The 24,668-nt window shown below is 67.7% G+C and carries 21 protein-coding genes, 1 tRNA gene and 1 pseudogene; 11 read left to right on the top strand and 12 right to left on the bottom strand.

What is annotated here, in order from left to right; all coding sequences use genetic code 11:
* Nucleotides 1–63: 63 nt before the first annotated feature.
* Nucleotides 64–1,587: a malonyl-CoA synthase gene (locus A3M1_RS0113265; protein WP_018389461.1), complete on the bottom strand. Its 1,524-nt coding sequence runs from the start codon at nt 1,585–1,587 to the stop codon at nt 64–66.
* A gap of 8 nt (nt 1,588–1,595) precedes the next feature.
* Entirely contained in the window at nt 1,596–2,963 is a 1,368-nt protein-coding gene (locus A3M1_RS0113260) for a malonyl-CoA decarboxylase (protein WP_018389460.1), read from the bottom strand.
* Nucleotides 2,964–3,122: 159 nt separating this feature from the next.
* On the opposite strand from A3M1_RS0113260, the gene A3M1_RS0113255 reads away from it, so the two are divergent.
* Entirely contained in the window at nt 3,123–3,788 is a 666-nt protein-coding gene (locus A3M1_RS0113255) for a GntR family transcriptional regulator (RefSeq protein WP_018389459.1), read from the top strand.
* Nucleotides 3,789–3,914: 126 nt separating this feature from the next.
* Here A3M1_RS0113255 and A3M1_RS0113250 read toward each other — a convergent pair whose 3' ends face one another.
* The 6 genes from A3M1_RS0113250 to A3M1_RS0113225 all read right to left on the bottom strand — a co-directional run bounded on the left by A3M1_RS0113250 (nt 3,915) and on the right by A3M1_RS0113225 (nt 10,387).
* Entirely contained in the window at nt 3,915–4,559 is a 645-nt protein-coding gene (locus A3M1_RS0113250; RefSeq protein ID WP_018389458.1) for a dihydroxyacetone kinase family protein, read from the bottom strand.
* Nucleotides 4,560–4,568: 9 nt separating this feature from the next.
* Entirely contained in the window at nt 4,569–5,570 is a 1,002-nt protein-coding gene (locus A3M1_RS0113245; RefSeq protein WP_018389457.1) for a dihydroxyacetone kinase subunit DhaK, read from the bottom strand.
* 35 nt (nt 5,571–5,605) lie between these two features.
* Nucleotides 5,606–6,637, bottom strand: a complete 1,032-nt coding sequence (locus A3M1_RS0113240; protein WP_018389456.1) for an ABC transporter permease — start codon at nt 6,635–6,637, stop codon at nt 5,606–5,608.
* Entirely contained in the window at nt 6,634–8,208 is a 1,575-nt protein-coding gene (locus A3M1_RS0113235; RefSeq protein ID WP_018389455.1) for a sugar ABC transporter ATP-binding protein, read from the bottom strand. Before A3M1_RS0113235 ends, A3M1_RS0113240 begins: the two co-directional genes overlap by 4 nt.
* Nucleotides 8,209–8,321: 113 nt before the next feature.
* Nucleotides 8,322–9,332 carry a substrate-binding domain-containing protein gene (locus tag A3M1_RS0113230; RefSeq protein ID WP_018389454.1) on the bottom strand — a complete coding sequence of 337 codons (1,011 nt, stop codon included), beginning with the start codon at nt 9,330–9,332 and terminating at the stop codon, nt 8,322–8,324.
* A gap of 59 nt (nt 9,333–9,391) precedes the next feature.
* Nucleotides 9,392–10,387: an ABC transporter permease gene (locus A3M1_RS0113225; RefSeq protein ID WP_018389453.1), complete on the bottom strand. Its 996-nt coding sequence runs from the start codon at nt 10,385–10,387 to the stop codon at nt 9,392–9,394.
* Between the two features lie 481 nt (nt 10,388–10,868).
* On the opposite strand from A3M1_RS0113225, the gene A3M1_RS0113220 reads away from it, so the two are divergent.
* The 6 genes and pseudogenes from A3M1_RS0113220 (at nt 10,869) to A3M1_RS0113200 (ending at nt 16,682) form a co-directional block, all read left to right on the top strand.
* On the top strand, nt 10,869–11,957 hold the full coding sequence (locus tag A3M1_RS0113220) for a LacI family DNA-binding transcriptional regulator (RefSeq protein WP_018389452.1): 1,089 nt from the start codon (nt 10,869–10,871) through the stop codon (nt 11,955–11,957).
* A 10-nt stretch (nt 11,958–11,967) separates the two neighbouring features.
* Nucleotides 11,968–12,654 (top strand): aspartate/glutamate racemase family protein, encoded by a 687-nt coding sequence (locus A3M1_RS0113215; protein WP_018389451.1) that lies wholly within the window; start codon nt 11,968–11,970, stop codon nt 12,652–12,654.
* Nucleotides 12,654–13,715 carry an aldo/keto reductase gene (locus tag A3M1_RS0113210; protein WP_018389450.1) on the top strand — a complete coding sequence of 354 codons (1,062 nt, stop codon included), beginning with the start codon at nt 12,654–12,656 and terminating at the stop codon, nt 13,713–13,715. The genes A3M1_RS0113215 and A3M1_RS0113210 overlap by 1 nt, the downstream gene beginning before the upstream one ends.
* A gap of 343 nt (nt 13,716–14,058) precedes the next feature.
* Nucleotides 14,059–14,130 (top strand): annotated as a pseudogene (locus A3M1_RS26480) (short-chain dehydrogenase); the annotation flags it as partial.
* A 440-nt stretch (nt 14,131–14,570) separates the two neighbouring features.
* On the top strand, nt 14,571–15,302 hold the full coding sequence (locus A3M1_RS0113205; RefSeq protein WP_245261886.1) for an alpha/beta fold hydrolase: 732 nt from the start codon (nt 14,571–14,573) through the stop codon (nt 15,300–15,302).
* Between the two features lie 225 nt (nt 15,303–15,527).
* Entirely contained in the window at nt 15,528–16,682 is a 1,155-nt protein-coding gene (locus A3M1_RS0113200; protein ID WP_018389448.1) for a GAF domain-containing protein, read from the top strand.
* Between the two features lie 42 nt (nt 16,683–16,724).
* Here the strand turns inward: A3M1_RS0113200 and A3M1_RS0113195 are convergent, their stop codons facing one another.
* Both A3M1_RS0113195 and A3M1_RS0113190 read right to left on the bottom strand, forming a co-directional pair.
* Entirely contained in the window at nt 16,725–18,341 is a 1,617-nt protein-coding gene (locus A3M1_RS0113195) for a GMC family oxidoreductase (RefSeq protein ID WP_018389447.1), read from the bottom strand.
* Between the two features lie 292 nt (nt 18,342–18,633).
* Nucleotides 18,634–19,059: a nuclear transport factor 2 family protein gene (locus A3M1_RS0113190; protein ID WP_018389446.1), complete on the bottom strand. Its 426-nt coding sequence runs from the start codon at nt 19,057–19,059 to the stop codon at nt 18,634–18,636.
* 212 nt (nt 19,060–19,271) lie between these two features.
* Between A3M1_RS0113190 and A3M1_RS0113185 the strand changes: the two genes are divergently transcribed.
* From A3M1_RS0113185 to A3M1_RS0113170, 4 genes are all read left to right on the top strand, one after another.
* The gene (locus tag A3M1_RS0113185; RefSeq protein ID WP_026291367.1) at nt 19,272–19,781 is read left to right on the top strand and encodes a DUF305 domain-containing protein; all 510 of its coding nucleotides are present in this window, start codon (nt 19,272–19,274) and stop codon (nt 19,779–19,781) included.
* A gap of 10 nt (nt 19,782–19,791) precedes the next feature.
* Complete coding sequence (locus tag A3M1_RS0113180; protein WP_018389444.1) at nt 19,792–21,249, top strand: YncE family protein; 1,458 nt, start codon at nt 19,792–19,794, stop codon at nt 21,247–21,249.
* Between the two features lie 78 nt (nt 21,250–21,327).
* Nucleotides 21,328–21,846, top strand: coding sequence for a sigma-70 family RNA polymerase sigma factor (locus tag A3M1_RS0113175; RefSeq protein WP_018389443.1), 519 nt, complete (start codon nt 21,328–21,330; stop codon nt 21,844–21,846).
* On the top strand, nt 21,843–22,622 hold the full coding sequence (locus tag A3M1_RS0113170; protein WP_018389442.1) for an anti-sigma factor: 780 nt from the start codon (nt 21,843–21,845) through the stop codon (nt 22,620–22,622). The genes A3M1_RS0113175 and A3M1_RS0113170 overlap by 4 nt, the downstream gene beginning before the upstream one ends.
* Before the next feature lie 366 nt (nt 22,623–22,988).
* Here the strand turns inward: A3M1_RS0113170 and A3M1_RS0113165 are convergent.
* Together A3M1_RS0113165 and A3M1_RS0113160 are read right to left on the bottom strand one after the other, a co-directional pair.
* Nucleotides 22,989–23,065, bottom strand: a tRNA-Arg gene (locus A3M1_RS0113165).
* A gap of 250 nt (nt 23,066–23,315) precedes the next feature.
* Nucleotides 23,316–24,662: a hypothetical protein gene (locus tag A3M1_RS0113160; RefSeq protein WP_018389441.1), complete on the bottom strand. Its 1,347-nt coding sequence runs from the start codon at nt 24,660–24,662 to the stop codon at nt 23,316–23,318.
* Between the last annotated feature and the right edge of the window lie 6 nt (nt 24,663–24,668).

The following is a 24,668-nucleotide window of genomic DNA, read 5'->3' as shown; positions in this document are numbered from 1 at the left end:
GCGGTTGATCCGCCACCTTGTCGCGTTTTCCGCAGCCGGTGTGATCGCAGTGGATCAACGATGTCAGGCACTCCGGCGGTAGATATCCTTGTAGCTGTCGCGCAAAATGTTCTTCTGCACCTTGCCCATCGTGTTGCGCGGCAGCTCCTCGACGAAGAACACCCGCTTGGGCTGCTTGAACTTCGCCAGCCGGCCTTCGAGCGCCTGCAGCACGGCCTGCTCGGTCAGATCCGCCCCCTTGGCCGTCACGACAACGGCGGTGACGCCCTCGCCGAAATCGGGATGCGGCACGCCAATGACGGCGCTTTCCACCACGCCCTCAATGGCGTCGATCTCGCCTTCGACCTCCTTGGGGTAGACGTTGAAGCCGCCCGTGATGACGAGATCCTTGCCCCGGCCGACAATGCTGAGATAGCCGCGCGCATCGATGCAGCCGAGATCGCCGGTGACGAAGAACCCGTCGTGAAATTCGCTCGCGGTCTTCTCCGGCATGCGCCAATAGCCCTTGGTCACGTTCGGGCCCTTCACCTCCACCATGCCGATCTCGCCGGCCGGGAGTTCAGCGCCGGTGGCGGGATCGGTGATGCGCAGAGAGATGCCCGACAGGGGAAAGCCGACCGTGCCGGCGATCCGCTCGCCCTCATAGGGGTTCGAGGTGTTCATGCAGGTTTCGGTCATGCCGTAGCGTTCCAGAATGGCATGGCCGGTGCGCTCGCGGAACGCCCGGTGCGTCTCCTCCAGCAGCGGGGCGGAGCCGGAGACGAACAGGCGCATGTTCGCGGTCGCCGCGCGCGTCAGGCCCGGCTGGTCGAGCAGGCGGGTGTAGAAGGTGGGCACGCCCATCAGGCAGGTGGCGTGTTCCATCAGCGCGATCGTCTCGCGCGGGTCGAACTTGGCGCGGAAGACCATCGACGCCCCGCTGAGCAGCACGATGTTCACCGCCACGAACAGGCCGTGGGTGTGGAACAGCGGCAGGGCATGGATCAGCACGTCCGCCTCGGTGAAGCGCCAGCACTCTTTCAGCGCCCGCGCATTGGAGAGCAGATTGCCATGGCTGAGCATGGCGCCCTTGGCGCGGCCTGTGGTGCCTGAGGTGTAGAGGATGGCGGCGAGGTCGTCCGGCCCGCGCGGCACGTCATCGAAGTCAGACGGGAAACCGGCGGCAGCGTCCATCAGCGAGCCGGCGCCCTCGCCGTCCAGCGTCTCGACGGCGGCCACGCCAAGCTCGCCCGCCAGCGCGCGGGCCTCGGCCGCGCTCTCCGGCCGGCAGACGAACAGCGCCGGCTCGGCGTCACCGAGGAAGTACCTGACCTCGTTGAGGGTGTAGCCGGTGTTGAGCGGGAGGTAGACCGCACCGGCGCGCACCGTGGCGAGATAGAGGGCGAGGCAGGGCCAGGATTTCTCGACCTGCACCGCCACCCGGTCGCCCGGCTTCACCCCGCGCGCGACGAGAAGGCCGGCGAGCCGGGCGGAGAGCGCCAGCATCTCGCCATAGGTGACGGCCGAACCGTCCGCCAGCAGGGCCAGCTTCTTGTCGCGGGAGGGGGCGGCGGACGCCAGGGCGGAGAACAGATGATTGTCGGACATGACGCTTTTCAGGTGACGGGAACAAGGGCGCGGGAGGCGGGATCGACCTTGAGCAGCTTGCGCACCTGCGGGCTCGCGACGATCTCGCCTTTTCCGGCGAAGGCTTCGTGGTTCTTCTCGATATCGGCGGGGGTGTAGCGGTAGTTCACCATCAGCCCCGCCGCCTGGGCGAGGCCCTTGGGCGAGAGGTCGCCCATCGGGTTGATGCGCTCCAGCCGGGCGCCATTGCCGAGATGGAAGCGGGCGACCGGATCGACCGGCGTACCCTTCGGCGTGCGGGCGGCGAGGAAGTAATAGGCGGCGATGGGGGCGAGCACGCCCGCCAGTTCCTCGCGCAGTTCCGGCTTCTCCGCCCAGTCCGGCGCGTCGAGCGCCTCCAGCGCCTTGCGGTCGGCGGCGGAGAGCACCACGCTCTGCTCCGCCCGGCGCTCGGCGTCGAGCCATTTGCGGAAGCCGGGCACCGGCGAGAGCGTGACGAAGGTGGTCAGGACAGGCAGTTCGCGCGAGATCTCCTCCAGCACCTGCTTGATGAGGAAATTGCCGAACGAAACCCCGGCAAGGCCCTTCTGGCAGTTGGAGATCGAATAGAACACCGCCGTGGTGGCGTCCTGCGGCCGCAGGAGCGGCCGGGCCGGGTCGAGGATCGGGAAGATCGCGCCGGGGCTTTCCTTCATCAGCGCGACTTCGACGAAGATCAGCGGCTCGTCGACCAGCGCCGGGTGAAAGAAGGCGTAGCAGCGCCGGTCCGGGGAATCGACCCGGGCCCGCAGATCGTCCCAGTCGCGGATGGCGTGCACCGCCTCGTAGCGGATGATCTTCTCCAGCACATTGGCCGGGGTCGACCAATCGATGCGCTTGAGCACCAGGAAGCCGCGATTGAACCAGGAGGAGAACAGGTGCGCGAAATCGCGGTCGACCTCGGCGAGGTCGCGCCGGCGCACCATCGCCTCCATCAGCTGCTCGCGCATCCGCACCAGCGAGAGCGTGCCGCCCGGCGCGAGGTTGAAGCGGCGGAAAAGCTCCTGCCGGCGCGGCTCGCTGGCCCGGTGCAGGTCGGCGACGGCGGACGGCACCTTCCGGCCATAGGCCTCGATCGCGGCGGCGAGGCCGTCGGGATCGGGGCCGAACTTCTCGGCCAGCACCTCGAAGAAGGCGATGGCCTCGCCGGTCTTCATATGGGCGTAGCGATCGAGAATATCGGCCGCGAGGGCGACACCGGAGGCTTCGCCGCGCCCGGACAGCAGCGTCTGGCAGCGCTCCGCCAGCGTCTCCACCCGCGTCGCCCCGCTCACCCTTTGCGAGCGGTCGAGCAGCGTGCGGCCGCGCTCGGCGATGGAGGCGAGCAGGTCTGCCACGAAGGAGGTGTTGGATCCCATGGCCGTTCCAGCGGTGGAATTTGCCAATGGCCCCGCCAAAGCGCGGCCTTCTGTATGGGATGATGACGGATTTGCATCGCCAGTCAACCATCAAGTATACAAGATGATGCCTCTTGCATTGCAGCACGGGAAATGGCTTTCTCTGCGCGGAGGTATGCCGTGCGTGGTGAACAGACGCCGAGGCTTCGCGAAGCCCTTGAGGAAGACATCGTCGCCGGGCGGCTGCGCCCGGGGCAACGGCTTGACGAGGCTGGCCTCGCCGAGCGCTTCCATGTGTCCCGCACGCCGATCCGCGAGGCGCTGATCCAGCTCTCCGCCTCCGGCCTCATCGAGATGCGGCCCCGGCGGGGGGCCTATGTCGCGCTGCTCGGCCCGCGCGAACTGGTCGAATCCTTCGAGCTGATGGCGGAAATCGAAGCCTCCTGCGCGCGGCTGGCGGCGCAGCGGCTGGGGCCGGCGGACCGGGCCGCGATCTCGGACGCCCATCTCGCCTGCCAGCAGGCGGTAACGGCGGGCGATGACGACGCCTATTACCCCGCCAATGCCCATTTCCACGCCGCGATCTACGCCGCGACCGGCAACCGCGTGCTGCGGGCCGAGGCGACACGGCTGCAAACCGCCCTTCAGCCCTATCGGCGGCTTCAGCTGAAGGTGCCGCGCCGGATCGCCACCTCGCTTGCCGAGCACGAGGCCATTCTGGAAGCGCTGCTTGCCGGCGACGGCGCCGGGGCGGCCGAGCGCATCCGGGCGCATGTGCTGGTGCAGGGCGAGCGCTTCATGACGCTGCTGGCCGCCCTCCAGCAGGAAGCGCAGATGGCGGATTGACCGGGGCGACGCCCGGGTGTGCCAGTGGCCGCGGCCGGCTGTGGCGGAAGCCCACCCCCTGGCAAGTCAAGGGGCTTCCGATCAAGTGAGGCCACCGGGCCGGAAACCACCTCGCGCGAAAAGGCTCTAGGCGAGCCCGGCGACGAAATCGGACATTGTCCTCACCAGCAGCACGCCGACCGTGGCGCCGGCATCCTGCAGCCCCACCGTCTTCTCCTGGAACGCCGCCGCCTTGCCGTGTTGGGCCACCATGGTCTTGGTCCGCTCCAGCGCCGCGTCGGCGGTGTCGGCGGCTTCCTTCAGCGCCGGCGCCAAAGCGAGGCCGGAAGCCGCCGCCTGTTCCAGCGCGCCGGCCACCGGGTCCAGCACGTCGAGAATGGTCTTGTCGCCGAGCTTGGCCTTGCCACGCTCGGCGATGCCGGTGGCGAAGGCGCGCCAGAACTGGGCGAGCTCGGCGGTGCCGATGGCCTCCACCCCCTCCAGCGCCTTGGCGCCTCGCAAAAAGCCCGTGGCGGTGAGCGTGCCCATGGTGGAGGGCGCGGTCTTGGCCATGATCGCGCCGGCGGAGCGCAGCAGCTTGGTGATCCCCGCCGCCGGCCCTTCCGCCGTTACCGTGTCGGCGGCGGCGGCGAAGGACTTCGCCATGGTGATACCGAGATCGCTGTCGCCGACCTTGCCGTCGAGCGCGATCAGGAAGTCGCGCTGTTCGGCGAACATGTCGCACCAGCGCTGGAAAAGGCCGATCAGATCATCGGCGCGGAGCGCGTCCATGCGGAAACCTCAGGCCTTGATGTGGGCGAAGAACGGGGTATTGGCCGACGCGGCGACCAGCGGGTCAAGCTCGGCGTCGAGCTTCAGCACCGAGATGGAGGCGCCGGCCATTTCCATCGCGGTGGCGAACTCGCCGATCCAGACATGCTTGACCTTGGAACCGCGCGCCTCGAACAGCTGCGACACCCGGCGGAACAGGATGTACAGCTCCTCCTTCGGCGTGCCGCCGAGGCCGTTGACCAGCACCGCGAACTCGTCGCCATTGCCGGCGGGCAGCTCGGCGAAGATGCGCTCCATCATCTCGTCGACCACGGCATCCGCCGGGGCCAGCTTGGTGCGTCCGATGCCCGGCTCGCCATGGATGCCCATGCCGATTTCCATCTCGTCGTCACCGACCGAGAAGGTGGCGTGGCCGATCTCCGGCACGACGCAGCTCGACAGGGCGACGCCGATGGTGCGCACATTCGCCCGCGCCTTGTCGGCGAGGCGGGTCACTTCGTCGAGCGACAGCATGTTGGCGGCGGCGGCGCCGGCGACCTTGTAGACGAAGAAGATGCCGGCGACGCCGCGCCTTTTGTGCTCCTCGCCGACGACGGAGGAGGCCACGTCGTCATTGCCGACGACCTGCTTCACCGTGATGCCGTCAATGTCGGCCAGCTCGGCGGCCATGTCGAAATTGATGATGTCGCCGGAATAGTTGCCATAGATGTAGAGCACGCCCGCGCCCTGATCGATGTACTTGGTGACCTCGTGCATCTGGTCGGCGCTGGGGGACTGGAACACCCCGCCCACCGCGCAGCCGTCGAGCATGTTGTCGCCGACATAGCCGAGGAACAGCGGCAAATGGCCGGAACCGCCGCCGGTGGCGATGCCCACCTTGCCCGGCTTGCGCGTGGCGACGACCAGGCAGCGCTTGTCGCCGTTCACATAGGTCACCTGCGGATGCGCCCGGTAGATGCCGTCCAGCATCTCGTCGACGAAATGCGCGGGATCGTTGAGAAACTTCTTCATGTCGGTCCTCGTGAGCTCAAATCGGGCGGTCTGTTTCAGTTTTTCTTCTGGCTGAACACGAAGAAGGCGGCGGCCATCAGGATGAAGCCGCCCACCACCACGCGCTGCCAGGTGGAGGGAATGCCGACCATGACCAGCACGCTGTTCACCACCACCACCAGCAGCACGCCCAGCAGCGTGCCGAGCACGGTGCCGGTGCCGCCGGTGATGCGCGCACCGCCCAGCACCACGGCGGCGATGACGTTGATCTCGCTGCCGACGAGATCGAACGGATTCGCCTGCCGGTTAGCGCAGGTGTGGATGATGCCGGCGAGGCCCGCGAGGCCGCCGGCATAGGCGAACAGGAAGATGTGGATGGTGCGCAGATTATAGCCGAGCCGCTCCGCCACGCTGGCATTGCCGCCCACCGCGAAGATGGCGCGGCCCATCAGCGTGCGGTTCAGCATCCACCAGGTGATCAGCGCGGCGATGGGAAGCACCAGGAAATAGAACGGCAGGGTGATGGTGCGCCCGTCGGCGGCGTCGAACTGCAACAGCGGCAGGCGGCCAAACGCGCCCATCTGCGGCGGCAGCGACATGATCCACACCGTGCCGATGAAGGCGAGCAGGATGCCGCGAAACAGATATTGCGTGCCGATGGTGACGATCAGCGAGGGCACGCGCAGATAATGCACCAGCAGGCCGTTGATCACGCCGAGCCCCGCGCCACCAAGCACCGCCGCCAGCACGATCAGCGCCATCGGCGCGTCGGGAAAGTGGTTCTTCACCAGCAAAGTGAGCGAATACATGGTGAAGGCGGCGATGGCGGTGAAGGAGACGTCGATGCCGCCCGCCGCCAGGATGATGAACACGCCAAGCGCGAACAGCCCCATCACCACGCTGGAGCGTCCGATGTCGATCAGCGAGGAGGGTTGCAGGAACGCCGGATTGGCGATCGCCACCGCGACGCAGATTCCGACCAGCAGGATGAAGGTGATCACCTCCGGCCGCCGCCGCACCAGCTCCAAAAGCGGGTTGGCGCGGGCGATGGGTAGCTCGGCGCTGTCGATCGGGTGCGTGGTGCTCATTGAATCGTCTCCGGCGGGGCGGAAGGCTGCGGCCGGGAGGCAAGCATGGCCTGGTAAAGCTGATCTTCGGTCGCCGCGCCGGCCTCATATTCGGCGACGATGCGGCCGCTGTTCATGACCAGGATGCGGTCGCAGTTCTGCAGCAGTTCCGGCAGGTCGTCGCTGACGATGAGAAGGCCCATGCCGGCCTCGGCAAGCTGCTGGATCACCTTGTAGATCGTGTCCTTGGAGCCGACATCGACGCCCACCGTCGGGCCGTGCAGGACGAGGAGCTTCGGCAGAATCGAGAGCCAGCGGCCGATCAGCACGCGCTGCTGGTTGCCGCCGGAGAGCGCGCCGACCGGCAGGTCGATATTGCCGGTGTTGAGCCGCATGTCCTTCGAGATCTTGTCCGCCAGCGCCCGGCCCTTCGCCCGGTCGACAATGCCCACCGCATTGGCGAGGTCCTGCACGACAAGGGCGATCTCGTTCTCGAAGATCGACTTGTCGAGGAACAGCCCCTCCCCCAGCCGGTCTTCCGGGACATAGCCGATGCCGAGGCGGATCGCCTGCGCGGGATGGCCGATGCGCTGCACCTTGCCATCGATGCGGATGCGCCCCTCCGCCGCCGGGGTGACGCCGGCGATGGCGGTGGCCAGCTCGTTGCGGCCGGAATCGGCAAGGCCGGTAATGCCGAGGATCTCGCCGCGCCGCAGGCTGAAGCTCACGCGGGCAAGGCTCGGCGGCAGCGACAGCCCGTCCGCCGCGAACAGCTCCTCCGCCATCGGGGCGCCGGTGCGGTAGCGCGCGCCGTCAATGTGGCGGCCGGTCATCATCTCGGTGAGCTGGTGCTTGGTGTAGTTGGCCAGCGGCCCCTGCCCCACGCACTGCCCGTCGCGGAACACGATGGCATGGCCGCCGATGCGGTAGCACTCATCCAGCTTGTGGGTGACGAACAGCACCGCGACATTCTCCGAGCGCAGGCGCTCGACCACGGCGATCAGATTGTCGACCTCGCGGCGGGTGAGCGAGGTGGTCGGCTCGTCCATGATCACCATCTTCGCCTTGGTGGCGATGGCGCGGGCGATGGCGACCAGCTGGCGCTGCGCCAGCGGCAGGTCGGAAACGATGGCGGAGAGATAGGCCGGCGCCGTCGGCAACCCGACCACCTCAAGCGCCGCCTCGGCGGTGCGCCGCAACCGGCCACGGTCGAACAGCCGCCCCAGCCGGCCGCCATGGGCGACGAGCTGCTCGTTCAGCGCGACATTTTCCGCGACGGTGAGGTTCGGCAGCAGCGACAGGTCCTGGTAGACCGTCTCGATACCGGCGGCGAGCGACTGGATGGGGTTGAGCGCGCGGAAGCTGCGCCCCTCCAGCACAATCTCGCCCTCGTCCGGGGCGTGGGCGCCGGACATGATCTTGATAACGGTGCTCTTGCCGCAGCCATTCTCGCCGAGCAGATGATAGGCCTCGCCCGGCTCAATGGTGAAGCCGACGCCGCGCAGCGCATGGACGCCGCCGAAACGCTTGTGAATGCCGCGCAGTTCGAGGAACGCGCGGGAGGCAGACGCGGCTGGGAGGCCCTGGGACATTAAGCCGTGGGACACTGGCGACCCCTTCCTCGATTGGCGGCGCGGCGGAACGGCGCGCGGGAGAGCTGCCGGGGACGCGCGCGGCGCCCCCGGAGGCCTGGTTGGTCAGGGGATCAGAAGAGGTATTCCTTGTAGTTGGCCTTGTCGGCCAGAACCATGCCGTTGCCGATGATCAGCACGCCGACGCCCGGCCCCTTGGTGACCTTCACCTTCTCATAGCCCGGCACGCCGAGATTGGCGCCGTCCTCGATCTTCTTGCCGGCGATCAGGCTCTTGGCGACGGAGTTCATCGCCATGCCGGCCTTCTGCGGATCCCAGAAGCCGATGGCGGTGATGGCGCCTGACTCCAGCAGGTCCTGCGAGGGGTTCGGCAGGCCGGTGCCGACCAGGCACACCTTGCCCGAGAGGCCCGCCTCGTCGATGGCGCGGCCGACGCCGAGCACGTCATTGCCGGCCGAGGTCTGGAAGCCCTTGATATCCGGGTGCTTGCGCAGGATTTCCTTGGCCTTCTCATAGGTGGCGTTGGCGTCGTCGAACGACTCATTGTTCGCGTCGACCAGCACCATCTCCGGGTGGGTCTTGGCATTGGCCTCGCCGGCGCCGACCCACTGCATGTGCGTGCGGCTGCCGAGCGAGCCGACAAAGGTGGTCCACTTGCCCTTGCCGCCCATGCACTGCGCCAGGCGCTCGTTCAGCGCCTTGCCGTAATCGGCATTGTCGAAGGCCTCGACATCGGCATGGGTGTTCTTCTGGTTGTCGGCCTCATGGGTGACGACGATGATGCCGCGATCCATGGCGCGCTTCAGCGTGCCTTCCAGCACGGACGGGTCCATCGGCACCACGGCGAGGCCGTTCACGCCCTTGGCGACGAGATCGGTGACGATCTGCAGCTGCTGGGCGGCATCGGCGGTGGCGGGGCCGTACTGGGTGGCGACGACGTCCGGGTTTTCCTTCTGGAACAGCTTCACGCCGGTTTCCATGCGGTCGAACCACGGAATGCCGCTGATCTTGACCACGGTGGCGATGACAGGCTTGTCCTGCGCCACCAGCGCGCCGGCCGAGCCTGCCACCAGAGCCACGGCCATGGCCGAGCCGAGCAGCATCTTCTTGGAAAGAGCTCCCATAGTTTCCTCCATTTTTGTTGCTTCCCTCATGGCGAGTTTCGATGCGTGAGGGGATCGCATCACACGAGCCGTTTGCTCTTGTTGGGCGTCAGGAAGCCGACCACGTTGTAGCGGCCGACCGCCAGGAAGGTCAGAAGCAGCGCGCCCCAGGCGAAGTCGCGCACGAAGTTCGACAGCCCGCCGAAATTCAGCATGCTGGACATCAGCTGCAGGGCGATGGTCGCCAGCACCACGCAGATCACGCGGCCATAGCCGCCCTCGGGCCGCACGCCGGCCATGACCGCGATGAGGATGGCGATCAAGAGATAAGAGGTGCCGTAGTCCCACTTCACGTTGACGTTGCGGGACGCGATGATGATGCCGGCAAGGCCGGAAAGCAGGCCGCTGGTCGCATAGGTGGCGATGAGCACGCGCGTCTTCGGGAAGCCGGCATAAAGCGCCGCCTTGGGGTTCGTGCCCATCAGCATCAGCCACAGCCCGAAGGGCGTGAACTTCAGCAGCGCGGCGATGAAGGCGGCGACGCCGATGAAGATGAGGAAGCTGATCGGCACGCCGAGGAACAGGCCGTTGCCGATCTCCGACAGCAGGTCCGGGGTGCCAACCGCCACCGCGCGCCCATCCGAGGCGACGACCGCAAGGCCGGTGAACAGCATCTGCGTGCCGAGCGTGCAGAGAATGGGGGTGATATTCAGCCGGCTGATCAGCAGCCCGTTGAACGTGCCGCCGAGGACCCCGACCAGCAGCGCGCCGACGATGAAGGCGAGCGAATAGGCCGCCTGCTGGTCCGTGCTCGACAGGAACGAGCCCACGACCACCGCCGAGACGACGCCGGAAAGATTGGCCAGCGCGATGCCGGAGAGGTCGATGCCGCCATTGCCGGCGCACATGGCCAGCATGACGCCGATGGCGAGGAAGCCGATCTCCGGCAGCTGGCCGGCCATGGACTGGAGGTTGAACGGCGACAGGAAGGCGCCGCCTGATATGGCCGCTCCCAACGCCAGCACCGCCACATTGATGGCGATGAGCATGACCAGCTGTCCGCCGGTGGCTCGCATGGTCTCCTCCCGGAGTCGCGCTGGCATTTTTAGTAAACTATGACCAGCTTCACTAAATTCGTAGCAAAGGCTTTTGCCCGGCGCAAGCGGCCTGCGGCGCCGCTGCGACACCGAATTTCCGCCCGGCCGGAACCTGCCGAAAAGCGCGGCGGGATCAAAAAAGCGGCAACATCCGGCGCCGGCAGGGACGCACCGCCGCATGAAATGCCGTATGCAAAATCCTTATGGGACAGCCCTTCTTACGCATTTGCGGCTCTCGTCGCACCGCCGAGAGGGCGAACGGCGACGCCATCTCGGCGGCGGAGACGCGGGCACGTTCCGGACAGGTCGGCCACCCGCGACGGGCGGGCCGCACCATTCTTGCAAGACGGTTGCAAGGTCGAGATTTTTGGCTTAACGCTCGAAAAGGCACCCGAATGTTTACTAAACAAAATCTGCATCACATGTGCATCACGGGTTCCATGAGGACACGTAGCCGGACATGAAAGCCAAGACGTCTTTCACCATTCGGGACATAGCCGGGGCGGCGGGCGTCTCGCCGGCCACAGTCTCGCTCGTGCTAAACGGCAAGGGGGAAATCTCCGGCCTCACCCGCGCCCGGGTGCTGGAGGCCGCCGCGCGGCTCAACTATGTCCCCCGCCTCGTCAAGGCGCGGCCGGAGGCCACCGGCACCATCCGCTTCCTCAAGATCGCCAAGCACGGGCACACCGTGAACCGCGACCACAGCGTCTTCGTCTCGGACTATATCGACGGCATGTCGGCCGAGGCGACCCGGCGCGGCTATGCGCTTGAGGTGGTGAGCCATGAGGGCCAGGGCATGACGGCGGTCGCCGACATGATCGCGGTCGCCCCGGTCAGCGGCATCATCGCGCTCGGCACCGAAATGTCGGAATCCGACATCCGCGTGCTGCAGGGCGTCGGCCGGCCGATCGTTTTCATCGACACCTTCTACGACGTGGTGGAAGCCAATTTCGTCAATATGAACAATGAGGATGCGGTCCATCAGGTGATGGCCCGGCTGCGCCAGCAGGGCTTTTCGCGCATCGGCTTCGTGGCGAGCCATGTCGAGACCACGAATTTCCAGCTCCGCCAGCACGCCTTCCACCGCAACGCCGCGCGGCTGGGGCTGACCATCGACCCCGCCCATATAATTTCCGTCGAATCCACCTTCGACGGCGCCCATATCGATACCGTCAAGGCGCTGAGCGAGGGGCTGGCGCTGGCCGACGCCTATTTCTGCACCAATGACGTGATCGCCTATGGCTTCATCAAGGCGCTGCGCGAATTCGGCATCCGCATCCCTGAGGATGTCGGGGTGATCGGCTTCGACAATCTCCCGCTCGGCGCCACCATGGAGCCGGCTCTCACCACGATCGACGTGTCGAAGCGCAAGATCGGCAATCTTGCCGTCACCCTTCTCGACGATCTCATTAACGCCGCCGAACCACAGCGGCCGGTAAAAATCCTGGTCGGCGCCAGCCTCGTCGCGCGGGCCAGCGACCGTGGCCCGGCCGATCCCCGCCCCGCCCCGCGCGCCGTGCGCCGCCGGGGCGTCGTCCCGGCCGCGTGAGGAGAAACCCATGCCGACGCTGGCGATGATTCACACCGTTCCCGCGCTGCCCGCGCGGCTGGAAACACTGGCCGCGCAGGCGCTGCCGGGGTGGAGCTTCACCCATTCCGTCGATGAGAGCCTGCTCGCGGAGACGATCCGCGAGGGCCGGCTCACCGACGCGACGCGGGCGCGCCTCGCCGCCGGGGTGCAGGAAGCTGCCGCCGGGGCCGATGCGGTGCTTGTCACCTGCTCGACGCTGGGCGAGGCGGTCGATGCCCTGCGCCCGACCCTTGCCGTGCCGCTGTTCCGCATCGATCGCGGCATGGTCGAGGAAGCGGTGCGCCGCGCCCGCCGCATCGGCGTGCTGGCGACGCTGTCGACCACGCTGGAGCCGACCGGTCGGCTGATCGACGCCACCGCCGCCGCGACGGGGCGCGAGATCACCATGGTCGCGCGGCTGTGCGAGGGCGCCTTCGCCGCGCTCGCCGCCGGCGACCGCGAGACGCATGACCGGCGGGTGCGCGAGGCCTTCGAGGAGGTCGCGCCGCAGGTCGATCTCGTCGTGCTGGCGCAGGCCTCGATGGCCGATGCGCTGCCGGCTTCCGTGCGCGCGGCGGGCACCGTCCTTACCAGTCCCGAACTCGGGATCGCCGCCGTCGCGGCTGAACTGACAGGTCGCGCACCTGCGACCGCGCTTTCCGGGAGAGAGCCCTGATGAAATACCGCACGCTCGGCCGCTCCGGCCTCAAGGTTTCCGCCCTCAGCATGGGGACGTTCTCCTTTGGCGGGGTCGGCGCCTTCGCCATGGTCGCCAATCACGGCGTGCCGGAAGCGCGCCGGCTGGTCGATACCTGCATCGATGGCGGCATCAATGTCATCGACACCGCCAACATGTATTCGCTCGGCCGCTCCGAGGAGATCGTCGGCGAGGTGCTGGAAGGCCGCCGCGACCGCGTGCTCATCTCATCCAAGGCGCGCATGCGGATCGGCGACGGACCCAATGACGAGGGCGTGTCGCGCTATCACCTCATCCGCGAGTGCGAGCGCAGCCTGAAGCGGCTGCGGACCGACCATATCGACATCTATTTCCTGCATGAATGGGACGGCGTGACGCCGCTGGAGGAGACGCTGTCGGCGCTGGATTCGCTGATGCGGCAGGGCAAGATCCGCTATATCGGCTGCTCCAACTATTCCGGCTGGCACATCATGAAGGCGCTCGGCATCGCCGAGGCCAAGGGCCTGCCGCGCTTCGTCACCCAGCAGATTCACTACACGCTGGAAGCGCGCGAGGCGGAGTATGAACTTCTCCCCATTGCCGTCGATCAGGGCGTCGGCGTCATGGTGTGGAGCCCGCTGGCCGCCGGCCTGCTCTCCGGCCGCTTCGGCCGCGACAAGTTCCCGGCCGATTCGCGCCAGGCCGCCGGCTGGAGCGAGCCGCCGATCCGCGACAGCGAGCGCCTGTGGCGGATCGTCGATGTGCTGAACGACATTGCGAGCGCGCGCGGCGTCACGGCGGCGCAGATTTCCATCGCCTGGACACTCTCCCGCCCCGGCATCGCCTCGCTGGTGGTCGGCGGCACCGAGGAAGCCCATTTCCGCGACAACATCGCCGCCGTCGACATCACGCTCACCGCCGAGGAGCTGGAGCGGCTGAACCTCGTCAGCCGTCCGCCCTATCTCTACCCCTACTGGCACCAGCACAATTTCGCCCGCGATCGCTTTTGCGAGGGCGATTGGGCGCTGCATGCGAGCTATGAGGACCTCGGCCAGGTCTAGGCGTAGGGCTGTCGATCTGGACGGAGATGTGTTTCACCGTCTCCGTCCGGCCGGCTGCAACCTCGGCGAAATCATCGCCGTAACCGGCCTACCCAGCGCCGCGCGCCGGACATCCGCGACACGTCTTTCGCCCGCGTACGCACAAGGGCGGACAGCGCACGTGCCGAGCCTACGAACGTTCTGGAAACGGGGTTCGTAAAACAGACTGCCCAAGACGAGGCGCAGGGTGGTTTGTGGGCGTTCGGGATACCGTCTGCGCGGTGGTGTCAGGCGATTCCACCGATGCCCTGTGGCAGATGGCGCTTGATCGCCACCCGCTGCCCGCCGTCCGGCTGGATCGGCAGTCGCCTCGGACCGCGCGGCAGCGATCACCGGCACCGAGTACATCATAGACGGCGGCACGGTTCCCACCGCCGAGCGCTGGGCCGAACAAACCCGGGGCCGACCGGAAAAAACCCGTGCCGACGGGAATAAGCGGCGCGGCAGGGAGTCCAACCTTCAGACGCCGCCAATAGACGCCGCTCGGCCGCCGAAGGAGAACGCCATGCGACACGCCCTCTCGCCTGCCTCGGCCGCAGGGCTGGTCTCCGGGTGCACCGTGGAACACGCGCGGCGCGATTGATCGGCTGACGAGCGCCACCGGCAGCGCCGACCCGGCATCGACACCTACCTCACTAAGTATTGGACATGTAAACGCGGAAGTCGTTTCCGCGATTGGCGCTACGCGCGGCCGTCACAACAGCGGATCACGCAGACGTGCCGATAATGATATCGCGTACAAAAAGGAAAAGCCTCATGAATACAAAGACCAGAAACATCCTTGCCGCCACCGCAGCCGCCGCAGCCGTCATCGGCATGGAGCCGGCGCGCGCGGCCGACCCCATCCCGCAGAGCCAGGCGGTCAAGAATGTCGTGCTGGTGCACGGCGCCTTTGCCGACGGCTCGGGCTGGCGCGGCGTCTATGACCAGCTGACCCAGCGCGGCTACCGCGTCACCATCGTCCAGAACCCGCTGACCTCGCTCGCAGACGATGTTGCGGCCACCACGCGCGCGCTGGAACGGCAGAGCGGCCCGGCCATTCTCGTCGGGCATTCCTGGGGCGGCACGGTCATTACCGAAGCCGGCGACAATCCGAAGGTGGCGGGGCTGGTCTATGTCTCCGCGCTCTCGCCCGACGCGGGAGAAACGACCGGCCAGCAATATGAAGGCTTTGCGCCGGCCACGGACTTCGTGCTCGACAAGGCGGAGGACGGTTTCGCCTTTGTCGACCGCGAGAAGTTCAAGGCCGGCTTCGCCCATGACGTCAGCGATCAGGATGTCGCCTTCATGCGGGACTCGCAGGTACCCATCAACCTCTCCGCGTTCGGCACGAAGCTGACGAGGGCGGCCTGGCGCTCCAAGCCGAGCTGGGCGGTAATCGCGACCGAGGACAAGGCGTTCGACCAAGCGATGCTGCTGCACATGGCCAAGCGGATCGGTGCCGACATCACCACGGTCTCCGCCAGCCACGCGCTCTTCATGACCCAGCCCAAGGTCGTCGCCGACACGATCGACAAGGCGGCGCGGACGGTTTCCAAGCAGCCGTGACCCATCGATGATGCCGCCTTGTCGGGGTCGGCAGCTCCACGGGGCGCCGCCCCGACAAGGCGGGTCCCTGCCGTGGCGCGGCGACCGCCCGGTTGCGTCCTCTATCGTTTCGATCAAATCCAGCAACTCTCCCATTTTTTGCTGCGCGCCCTATAGTGCGGGATCCGCGCCCCTTCCCGACGCCTTCGCCGGGGTGGGACGCCGATCTCCGCGTGTGGGAAGGCGATGGGAAAGACGGACAAGGACATCCTGACCACGGCTGAAACTGCCAAAATACTCGGCGTGTCGGTCCGTACCGCGCAGCTGCTCATCGAGGGTGGCTCCGTGCCGTCGTGGAAGACACCGGGCGGGCACCGCCGGGTCTACCGCGCCGATGTCATGGGACTGATTGAGCGGCCCGCACCGGGCGCATCCGGCGCGCCGCTCGCGTCCGCCACCGTCATCATTGTCGCTGCATCCGAACAGCTTGCCCATTATGATCGCCTGTTCGCCGGCATTGCCGAATGCACGGTGGAGGCGGTCGACAATGTCCACCGGGCCCTGTTTGCCATCGGCTCCGTCCGGCCGCACGCCATCATCGTCGATCTTGAGCCGCCCGATGCCGAGCGGGTGAGGCTGCTGCACAGCCTGTCGGTCAACCCGTCGCTGGGCCACAGCCGGATTCTCGCGGTCGCGGCCACAGGCACGATCGCCAGCGCCGATCTGCCCGGCCGTGTCGTGCCTGTCGAGACCGCCGAACAGGCGGCCGCCGCGATACGTGTGTCCCTGACCGACACGGGTGTGCCGACCCCGCCGCCCGCCGAGACGCTGTTTCCGATCGCGCTCAATGAGAGCCAGAGGCTGGTGGCGCTCGAGCGCTCGGGACTGTTGGACACGCTTCCCGAGGAAGCGTTCGACCGGCTGACGTGGCTGGCCGCCCGCACTCTCGACGCGCCGATCGCGCTGCTGACCCTGCTCACTCCCACGCGGCAATGGTTCAAGTCGCGTATCGGCGTTGATGCGCCGGAAACCCCGCGCAGCTGGGCCTTCTGCAATCATACGATCCTGCAGAAGGGTGTGTTCTCGGTGGAGGACCTGCCCAGCGATCCGCGCTTTGCCGCCAATCCGGCCGTCGCGGGGGATCTCGGCTTCCGCTTCTACGCCGGCGCCCCCGTCCACGACAATGAGGGCTTCACCGTGGGGTCGCTGTGCGTCATCGACCGGAGGCCGCGCACGCTGGACGATGGCGAGAGGCGGGCGCTGATGGCGCTTGCGGCGCTGGCATCGGACGAGGTGCGGCTGCGCTCCACCGAGCGGCAGTTGCGGGACGCGCTTCGCACGGCAGAGCGGCAGACACCGGGCCCAGGGCCCCATCGCGCCGGTCGCGCCAGCCGGGCCTGAAGGTGGAGACCGATCTCACAGAGGACGGCCGGCGCGAGGACGTCAGAGGTCGTAAGTCCGGCGGATCATTCCGGCGGCACGCTCGCCGATGACGGCGCAGGGGGCCTGCGTGTTTCCGGTGGTGACGCGCGGCATGATGGAGGCGTCGGCGATGCGCAAACCCTCGACCCCATAGACATTGAGAGAGGCGTCCACGACCGACATCGCGTCGCGGCCCATCTTCGCCGTGCAGCTCTGGTGCCAGTAGGTGACGGCGGATTCGCGCACGAACTGCTTCATCGCCTCGCCCTTGAGCGGGCCCGGCATCGCCTCGCCCTTCACCAGAGGCTGGAAGGCCCGGGCATTGCCAAGCTCGCGACAGAGCTCGATGCAGGCGAGTGCCGTCTCCATATCGGCCGGGTCCGACAGCATGTTCGCGTCGATCTCGATCGCGGACAGCGGATCAGCGCCGGTGAGGCGAAGCCGGCCACGGCTGCTTGGCCGCGCCAGCCCGGCGAACATCGTCCACCCCTGCGCGGGCACACCCCGTGCCGCCGTTCGCTCGCTCGGCACCGGGAACTCGGCCTGGCAGAACAGCAGGTCGGGCGATTCAAGCTCGGGACGAGTCTTCCAGTACAGTTTCGCCTCGCTGCCATTATTGCGTGGCGCGAGGGCGTCGCGGTACTCCCAGATGCAGCAGAAAGCCGTGTGATCCTGCAGGTTCGCACCGACGCCGGGCAGATGCTGGCGGACGGGGATGCCATGTCGGCCAAGCTCCGAGGCGTCGCCGATCCCCGAATACATCAGAACCTTTGGCGTATGGATGGCGCCGAGCGAAAGGATCACCTCCGCACTGGCGCAAATGCGCGAGACTTCTCCGTCGCGAACCACTTCGATCCCGACGGCGCGCCGGCCTTCGAAGATCACCCGGCGCACCGTCGTTCCGGTCATGACCGTTAGGTTGGGCCGGTCCATCCAGGGCCGCGCATAGGCGCGGAAGAGGGAGTGGCGTCGCCCATCCCGCACCAGCATGTCGGAGAGGGCGACGCCTCCGGCGCCTTCCATCATCGCGCCATTGGGATGATCGAAGCGCGGGATGCCGATTTCGGTTGCGGCATCGAGCAGGGCGAGCGCGACCGGGCTGGGATCGCGCGGCGGCTGCACCCACACCGGGCCCGATGTGCCGCGATAGTGCGGATCGGGCGTGCCCTGCCAGTTTTCGATTCCACGATAGATGTCGAGTACCGCCGGGTAGCCCCAAGCGGGATCGCCGCTCTCCTTGGCAAAGAAGTCCCAGTCGCTGCGGTGCCCGCGCGACCATACCATCACATTGATGCTGGACCCGCCGCCGAGGCCCTTGCCCATCGACATCGACAGAGTCCGGCCGTCGAGGTGCGGATTGGGCGTCGCCTGAAAGCCCCAGTCACGCGCGCTGCCGAGATTGAGCGGCCACTGCGACGGGTCGAGCACCGTCTCCGCGTCGTCGTCGCCCCCCGCCTCGACGAGGAGCACGTCGACATCGGGGTTCTCGGCCAGGCGCCGCGCCACCACCGAGCCGGAAGAGCCGGCGCCGCAGACGATGAAATTGTACTGCGCCGGCGGTCTTTCCCTCAGCCGGTGCTGGTTCTCGGCGGCTCGCCTGGCGAAATCCAGCGCCTCGTCCTTGTCCATCTCGCTCATGTCGCAAACTCCTTTGAATGGCGACGCGGTATCAATTTTATCAAATTCATCAAATATAGCTTTTGTGCTAAATCGCTGCGGCGGGCCGTGAACCGAGACAACAGGGCCTCGTTGCCGTAACGGCGGGCCCCGCTCGTGACCGCGCTTCGTCGTGCGCCGCCGATCAACCGGCCTGAGGCGCCGTGCGTCTCAGGCCGGCATGGGTGTGGGGGTGTCGGCCGTTCGGCGGGGGCCTATGCCTCGCCGGCTCGCCCGTCCGGGGGCGAGAACGCCCCCTGCGCGATCGGCCCGCTCAGTTCGTCGCGGCCGGATTGACCTGCCAGATTTCGTCGACCAGCTTGTCGCCGCGATAGAGCAGCACGTAGCGCACCTTGACGGTGTTCGTGCCGGCGAAGGTGGCGTCCACCGTCACGGTGCCGCCCTTGGGATTGGCCGCCTCCACCGCCGCGGCGATGGTCGCGTTCTGGGCGCCCTGGGCGGCGAAGAAGGTCGACCAGACCTCCTTGATCTTGGCGGGCTGGCTATAGGTGCCGTCGAGCGGGCCGCCGACCCAGTGCAGGGTCGCGCCGGGGCCATAGGCCGCCGACACGCCCGCGAGGTCGCCGCTGGCGATCGCGGTGATGCGCGACCTGGCGAGGTCCTCGGCGGATCCCGCCAGCGCGGCCGAGCCGGGAGCGGCGATAAGGACGAACGTGGCGGCGAGGGTTGAAAGGCGCATGTACCTGAATCTCCAATGTGGCCTGCACCGGGAGACTCGTGCCGCGCCGCTTTATTCCGCCGGACAGGGCCCACGTTCCGATTTTCGCGTCGGACGGGGGGGCGTCGGGGGCGGGGGCGAAGGGCCGGAGAAAATTCGCGCCCGGGCGGAATAATCGCGCCGGCTGCGAGTCCCACCTTCCGAAGGCGTCATCGCCCGAAGGAGAAAAATCCATGCGACAGCGACACCCATCTCGTGTCGGCGTGCTGCTCGCGCTCTGCCTGGCCGGCAGTGCGGCCGAGGCGGGCGACCACAGCCATGGCGCCGCTACGCCTTCCACAACCGGCGCCGAATCTCCGTTTCTCGCCGAGAACGCCGCCGCCATGGACAAGATGATGGCGGAGATGGAGGTGACGCCGACCGGCGACATCGACGCCGACTTCACGGCGATGATGATCCCGCACCATCAGGGCGCCATCGACATGGCGGTCGCCTATCTGCGCTACGGCCAGAACCCGCAGCTGCGCCGCCTCGCGCAGGAGATCGTCATCGAGCAGCAGCAGGAGATCGCCGCGATGCGGCTTGCCCTCGGCCAGCCCCTGCCGCCTTCCGCGCCGGCGCCGACCCTGCCCGAGGCCGGCGCTGCCCATGACCCTTCCGCCATGCCGCAAAACACCCTGTCGCCCCGCCCGATATCCGCCAGCACCATGGCGATGCCGGCCCTGCCGACCCCGGTGAAGTAGGAACCGTCCCATGAACAGATCCGTCCTCACCGGCCTGCTCGCCAGCGCCCTGCTCTCCTGTGCGGTGCCTGCCTTCGCCGGACAGGCGCCATTCGCCGCCGCCGCACCCGACATTCCGCTGAGCCGCCGCGACCGTGTCTATGCCGCCGAGCAGTTCTCCAACACCATCTCCGTCACCGATCCCGCCTCCAACCGGCTGGTCGGCATCATCCGGCTGGGCGAGCCGCAGCCGATGAACTTCAGCCCGCTCTACAAGGGGCAGGTGCTGGTGCATGGCATGGGCTTCGCGCCGGACGCCAAGACCCTCGTGGTGGTGTCGATCGGCTCGAACGCCGTCACCTTCATCGACACCGCCACCAATGCGGTGAAACACACGACCTATGTCGGACGCTCGCCGCACGAGGCCTTCTTCACGCCTGACGGCAAGGAGGTCTGGGTGACGGTGCGCGGCGAGGACTACATCGCCGTGCTCGACAGCGCCACCTATGAGGAGAAGACGCGCATCAAGGTGCCGAACGGGCCGGGCATGCAGATCTTCTCGCCCGACGGCACATACGGCTATGTCTGCTCTTCCTTCATGCCCGAGACGGTGGTCATCTCAGTCGCCGACCACGCGATTATCGGCCATGTGAAGCAGGCGAGCCCGTTCTGTCCCAACATCGCCGCGACGCCGGACGGCAAGCAGGTCTGGCTCACGCTGAAGGACATCGGCAAGACGCAGGTGTTCAACGCGCAGCCGCCGTTCGAAATCATCAAGACGCTCGACACCGGCCCGCTCACAAACCACGTCAACTTCGTCCACAAGGCCAATGGCAGCTTCGCCTATGTGACAATCGGCGGGCTCAATGAGGTCAAGGTGTTCCGCACGGACGACTTCATGCCTGTGGCGACGATCCCGGTCGGCAAGCTGCCGCACGGCCTCTGGCCGTCGGGTGACGGCTCGCGCGTTTATGTCGGGCTGGAGAACGCCGATGCGCTGGCCACGATCGACACGCTGACAAACAAGGTGATTGCCACCATCCCGATCGGCCAGGCGCCGCAGGCGGTCAACTATGTGCCCGGCGCCGTGCCGGAGGGCGAGGGCACGCAGAACCTCCAGCCGCTCGGCGTCGCGGGACAGGCGGCCCATCTCAGCCTGACCAAGGACGGCAAGGCCGCCGACAAGGCCCCGACCAGCATCACGCTGTTCGACCAGGGTCTGATCCAGGTCCTGCAGGCGTCAGTCACCGGGCTCGCGCCGAAGAAGCCGCATGTACTGGCGCTGGCCAGCCAGCCCGACGGCACGGGCGCGATCGAGCCGCTCTCGGCCTTCATGTCCAATCCCGCCGGCTCGGCGATCGTCAACGCCGCCGGGCCGATCCGCCAGATCGTGCAGAACGAGGCCAAGGGCCAGCGCCGCTATCTCGTCATCACGGAGGGCACGGTCGCGCAGCCCGGCGCCGTCGTCCAGCGCCAGGCGCTGGAGTGACGCGCCACGCCTGCGCCAGGAAAGTCGCTCACGGGAGAGGTTCGCCTCTCCTCGAAAGGAGACACCGTGAATAACGAGATGGTGCGCCTTATCGAGCCGCTGATCCCGGCATTGCGGCGATATGCGCGCGCGCTGATGCGCGAGCGGACGGCGGCGGACGATCTGGTGCAGGATTGTCTGGAGCGTACCATCAGCCGCTGGCACCAGCGGCGGCCGGGCGAAGACCCACGGGCCTGGATCTTCACCATCCTGCACAATCTCGCCATGACGCGGCTGCGCCGGACGACGCAGCGCCCGATCCATATCGGGCTCGACGACGCCGATCCGGCGAGCTACGCCTCCGCGGCGCGACAGGAGGACGGGCTGCGCCATCGCGACCTCGTCAATGCGCTGGCGCAGCTGCCGGATGAACAGCGGACGGTGCTTCTGCTGGTCACGGTCGAGGAACTCTCCTATGCCGACGCGGCGCAGGTGCTGGGCGTGCCGATCGGCACGGTCATGTCGCGCCTGTCGCGTGCCCGCGAACGCCTTGCGAAGCTGATGTCCGCCGAGCCGCGCGCAGCCCGCCCGTCGCCCCATCTCCGGAGCGTGAAATGAACCCTCTTCCGATCACCGAGGACGACCTGAACGGCTTCGTCGACGGCACGCTCACTCCCGAACGCCGCGCCGAGGTGAGCGCCTATCTCGACGCTCATCCGCATATTGGCCGACGCATCGCGGTCTATGGCGAGCAGCGCGACATGCTGCGCGACGCCTTTGCGCCTGTCATGGACGAGCCGGTGCCGACGGAACTCGACCTGTCGCGCATGATCGCGGAACGACGCCTGCCCCGGCAGGCGCCGCGCTGGGCGATGGCGGCGGCGGCGGTGCTGCTGCTGTCGGTGGGGGCCGCCGGTGGCTGGTCGCTGCGCGACCTGAGGCCCCCGACCTCCGAAGGTGTCCAGGCGCTCGCCCGCGAGGCGGCGGCGAGCTATGCGACCTATGTGCCCGATCAGGTGCGGCCGGTCGAGATCCGGGCCAGCGATCGCGACGTGCTCGCGGCCTGGACCGCCAAGCGCATCGGCCGTCCGATCGGCATTCCGGACCTGACGGCGGCGGGCTATCGCCTGATGGGCGGGCGCGTGGTGCCGACCGAGCACGGTCCTGCCGCGCTGTTCATGTTTGACGATGATCGCGGAACGCGCCTCGTGATGCTGGCGCGGCCGATGAAAGCCGATCCGGCCCTGCCGATGTCGCCCCATACCGAAGGCGCACTCAACGGCTTCGCCTGGGCCGATGACGGCCTCGGCTACAGCCTCGTCGGAGCGGTGGCCCCGGACCGGCTGCATCCGCTGGCAGATGAGCTGCGCCGGCAGATACGCAGCGAGGCCTGAGCGACAGGCGATCACGCGCGTCGCCGGCTCACGCGCGCGGCTGGCCGGCAGGTCGCGCGGGCGGTCAATGGACCGCGATTCGCGAAAAGCCCCCGGCCGACGCCGGCGCGCGCAAGCGGCTGTGGAGAGGATGGTCCGAACGTCACCGCCGAGAGCCTGAAGCGCTTCTCTGAGGTCGCCCGCGCCAGGCTACGGATGGAAGCCGGGGAGCATCACCGGGATCATCTTCGCGCGCTGGCCCAGCGCGTCGAGGTGGTGAGCAAGTCGGAAATTCGGCTGATGGGGAAGTCGGACCTTCTGCGCACGCGGGCTGCCGCATCAAGCGTAGGAGCGGCGGCGAACGACGTTCGCAGTTTTGTACCGAAATGGCGCGCCCGAAGAGATTCGAACTCCTGACCCCCAGATTCGTAGTCTGGTGCTCTATCCAGCTGAGCTACGGGCGCCCGGCTTCCTGCCCGTTAGGGAGGAAGCCTGTTCGCGGCCGGTCGGCAACACGTGATAACCAACCGCGAGGGCCCGTCTGCTACCCCGTTTGCGCGCGCATTGCAAGACGTCCTGGCAAGGAAGCGCGCTATCCACAGGCTGCGGCCATCCAAGACCTCTTGGAACGCGGCAGGTATCGCGGCTCACCTGGACATACCCGTCTTGCATCACCGGCGGGCCGGGCGGCTCTTACGCCCGCCCCCGCTCCAGTCACCGCACCTCGAACGGCATGTTGGCGGTGGCGCCGGCGCCCTTGCCGTCGCGCAGTTCGACGAAGACGCGGTAGCGGCCCGGCTTGAGGCCGGAGATCCGGGCTCCCGTGGGGCCGCTCTGGCGCACCGAATCGGGAAACAGCGCCGGCACCTGCTCGGCATCGCCGCCCACGCCACGATCGGCGCTCTCGGCCATGACGAACCAGCGCACCTCCATCAGGTCGCCATCGGGCTCGATGGCATCCAGCGTGAAGGCGCCCTCGTCCTCGGCCGCCCAGGCGGCGAAAGGCGCGCTCGGCTCGCCCGCCACCCGCAGCGAGGCGATGCGGGGCGCCTGGTTGCCGCCCGGCGACTGGCCGCCCCAGGCCTGGGCCATCGCTTCCGCCGCCTCCAGCCACACGCCATCGGGCAGCAGCAGGCTGTGCCAGCTCGGCGTCACCTCCTGCTTCTGGCCCCAGAGGAAGAGGATGGTGCCGGCGCCCTGCTCTTCCAGCGCGGAGAGATAACGGCGCAGCTGGATCGCCTTCTGGGTCGAGCTCGGCTCAAAGGGCGCGCCCCAGGGGGCGTGCGCGGCCTGCCACTGGCCGAGCGCGCCGAGCTCGGTGATGATGATCGGCCCGTCCCAGCCCTGCTTGCGGGCCCGCTCGACCACCGAATAGAGCGCATCGCCATAGGAATTGAGGCCGAGCACCCTGATGCTGGGCGCCGTCTTGCGCAGCTTCTCCACCTTGTCGCTGCCGGTCTCGGCCAGCACGGCGAGCGGCGGGTGAAGCGGATCGACGCGGGCGACCATGGCGGCCACCTCCTCGATGACGGGCCAGACGGGCGAATCATCGGCGAGATCGACCTCCACCTCATTGCCGATGCCCCACATCAGCAGCGCGGGATGCTCGCGATATTTCGTCACCATGGCTTCCAGCGCGGCCAGCTGGCGGGCGCGGAAGGCGGCATCCGTGTAGTCGGCGCCCTGGCGCGGCTGGCCGACCCACAGGCCGGCGATCACCTTCAGCCCGAGCTTGCCCGCTTCGTCGAGCAGCGGGCCGGGGTCCTCGCCATAGCTGCGCACGGTGGTAGCGCCGAGGCCCGGCAGCAGCGCCAGCGGCCCATCGCCCGCGACGCCGCGCACGGCGAAGGGCTGGCCGTCGACCTCGATCTCGCGGCCGGAGACCGTGACGGTGACCGGCGCCGCGCCCGGCGTGCCGGGAAGCACGGGGGTGGCGAGCTGGGGCTGGGCGAAGGCGGGCACCGCCATCAGAGGCAAAGAGGCCGCAAGGCCGGCGAGAAGGCGACGCCGGCTGACGCCGATTCGCGGGCGCCGGCTTTCGATGGTGGAGCTAATTTTCAAATCGCA

It is taken from the genome of Ancylobacter sp. FA202 (genome assembly GCF_000380205.1).
Lineage (GTDB): Bacteria > Pseudomonadota > Alphaproteobacteria > Rhizobiales > Xanthobacteraceae > Ancylobacter.
Note: the sequence above shows the minus strand (reverse complement) of the source record. Positions and strands in the feature narration are given on the sequence as shown.

What these genes read in the sequence shown, in the direction of transcription:
- A3M1_RS0113265 (WP_018389461.1), bottom strand. Translation starts at nt 1,587, where the DNA reads ATGTCCGACAATCATCTGTTCTCCGCCCTGGCGTCCGCCGCCCCCTCC.
- A3M1_RS0113260 (WP_018389460.1), bottom strand. Translation starts at nt 2,963, where the DNA reads ATGGGATCCAACACCTCCTTCGTGGCAGACCTGCTCGCCTCCATCGCC.
- A3M1_RS0113250 (WP_018389458.1), bottom strand. Translation starts at nt 4,559, where the DNA reads ATGGACGCGCTCCGCGCCGATGATCTGATCGGCCTTTTCCAGCGCTGG.
- A3M1_RS0113245 (WP_018389457.1), bottom strand. Translation starts at nt 5,570, where the DNA reads ATGAAGAAGTTTCTCAACGATCCCGCGCATTTCGTCGACGAGATGCTG.
- A3M1_RS0113240 (WP_018389456.1), bottom strand. Translation starts at nt 6,637, where the DNA reads ATGAGCACCACGCACCCGATCGACAGCGCCGAGCTACCCATCGCCCGC.
- A3M1_RS0113235 (WP_018389455.1), bottom strand. Translation starts at nt 8,208, where the DNA reads ATGTCCCAGGGCCTCCCAGCCGCGTCTGCCTCCCGCGCGTTCCTCGAA.
- A3M1_RS0113230 (WP_018389454.1), bottom strand. Translation starts at nt 9,332, where the DNA reads ATGGGAGCTCTTTCCAAGAAGATGCTGCTCGGCTCGGCCATGGCCGTG.
- A3M1_RS0113225 (WP_018389453.1), bottom strand. Translation starts at nt 10,387, where the DNA reads ATGCGAGCCACCGGCGGACAGCTGGTCATGCTCATCGCCATCAATGTG.
- A3M1_RS0113220 (WP_018389452.1), top strand. Translation starts at nt 10,869, where the DNA reads ATGAAAGCCAAGACGTCTTTCACCATTCGGGACATAGCCGGGGCGGCG.
- A3M1_RS0113215 (WP_018389451.1), top strand. Translation starts at nt 11,968, where the DNA reads ATGCCGACGCTGGCGATGATTCACACCGTTCCCGCGCTGCCCGCGCGG.
- A3M1_RS0113210 (WP_018389450.1), top strand. Translation starts at nt 12,654, where the DNA reads ATGAAATACCGCACGCTCGGCCGCTCCGGCCTCAAGGTTTCCGCCCTC.
- A3M1_RS0113205 (WP_245261886.1), top strand. Translation starts at nt 14,571, where the DNA reads ATGGAGCCGGCGCGCGCGGCCGACCCCATCCCGCAGAGCCAGGCGGTC.
- A3M1_RS0113200 (WP_018389448.1), top strand. Translation starts at nt 15,528, where the DNA reads ATGGGAAAGACGGACAAGGACATCCTGACCACGGCTGAAACTGCCAAA.
- A3M1_RS0113195 (WP_018389447.1), bottom strand. Translation starts at nt 18,341, where the DNA reads ATGAGCGAGATGGACAAGGACGAGGCGCTGGATTTCGCCAGGCGAGCC.
- A3M1_RS0113190 (WP_018389446.1), bottom strand. Translation starts at nt 19,059, where the DNA reads ATGCGCCTTTCAACCCTCGCCGCCACGTTCGTCCTTATCGCCGCTCCC.
- A3M1_RS0113185 (WP_026291367.1), top strand. Translation starts at nt 19,272, where the DNA reads ATGCGACAGCGACACCCATCTCGTGTCGGCGTGCTGCTCGCGCTCTGC.
- A3M1_RS0113180 (WP_018389444.1), top strand. Translation starts at nt 19,792, where the DNA reads ATGAACAGATCCGTCCTCACCGGCCTGCTCGCCAGCGCCCTGCTCTCC.
- A3M1_RS0113175 (WP_018389443.1), top strand. Translation starts at nt 21,328, where the DNA reads ATGGTGCGCCTTATCGAGCCGCTGATCCCGGCATTGCGGCGATATGCG.
- A3M1_RS0113170 (WP_018389442.1), top strand. Translation starts at nt 21,843, where the DNA reads ATGAACCCTCTTCCGATCACCGAGGACGACCTGAACGGCTTCGTCGAC.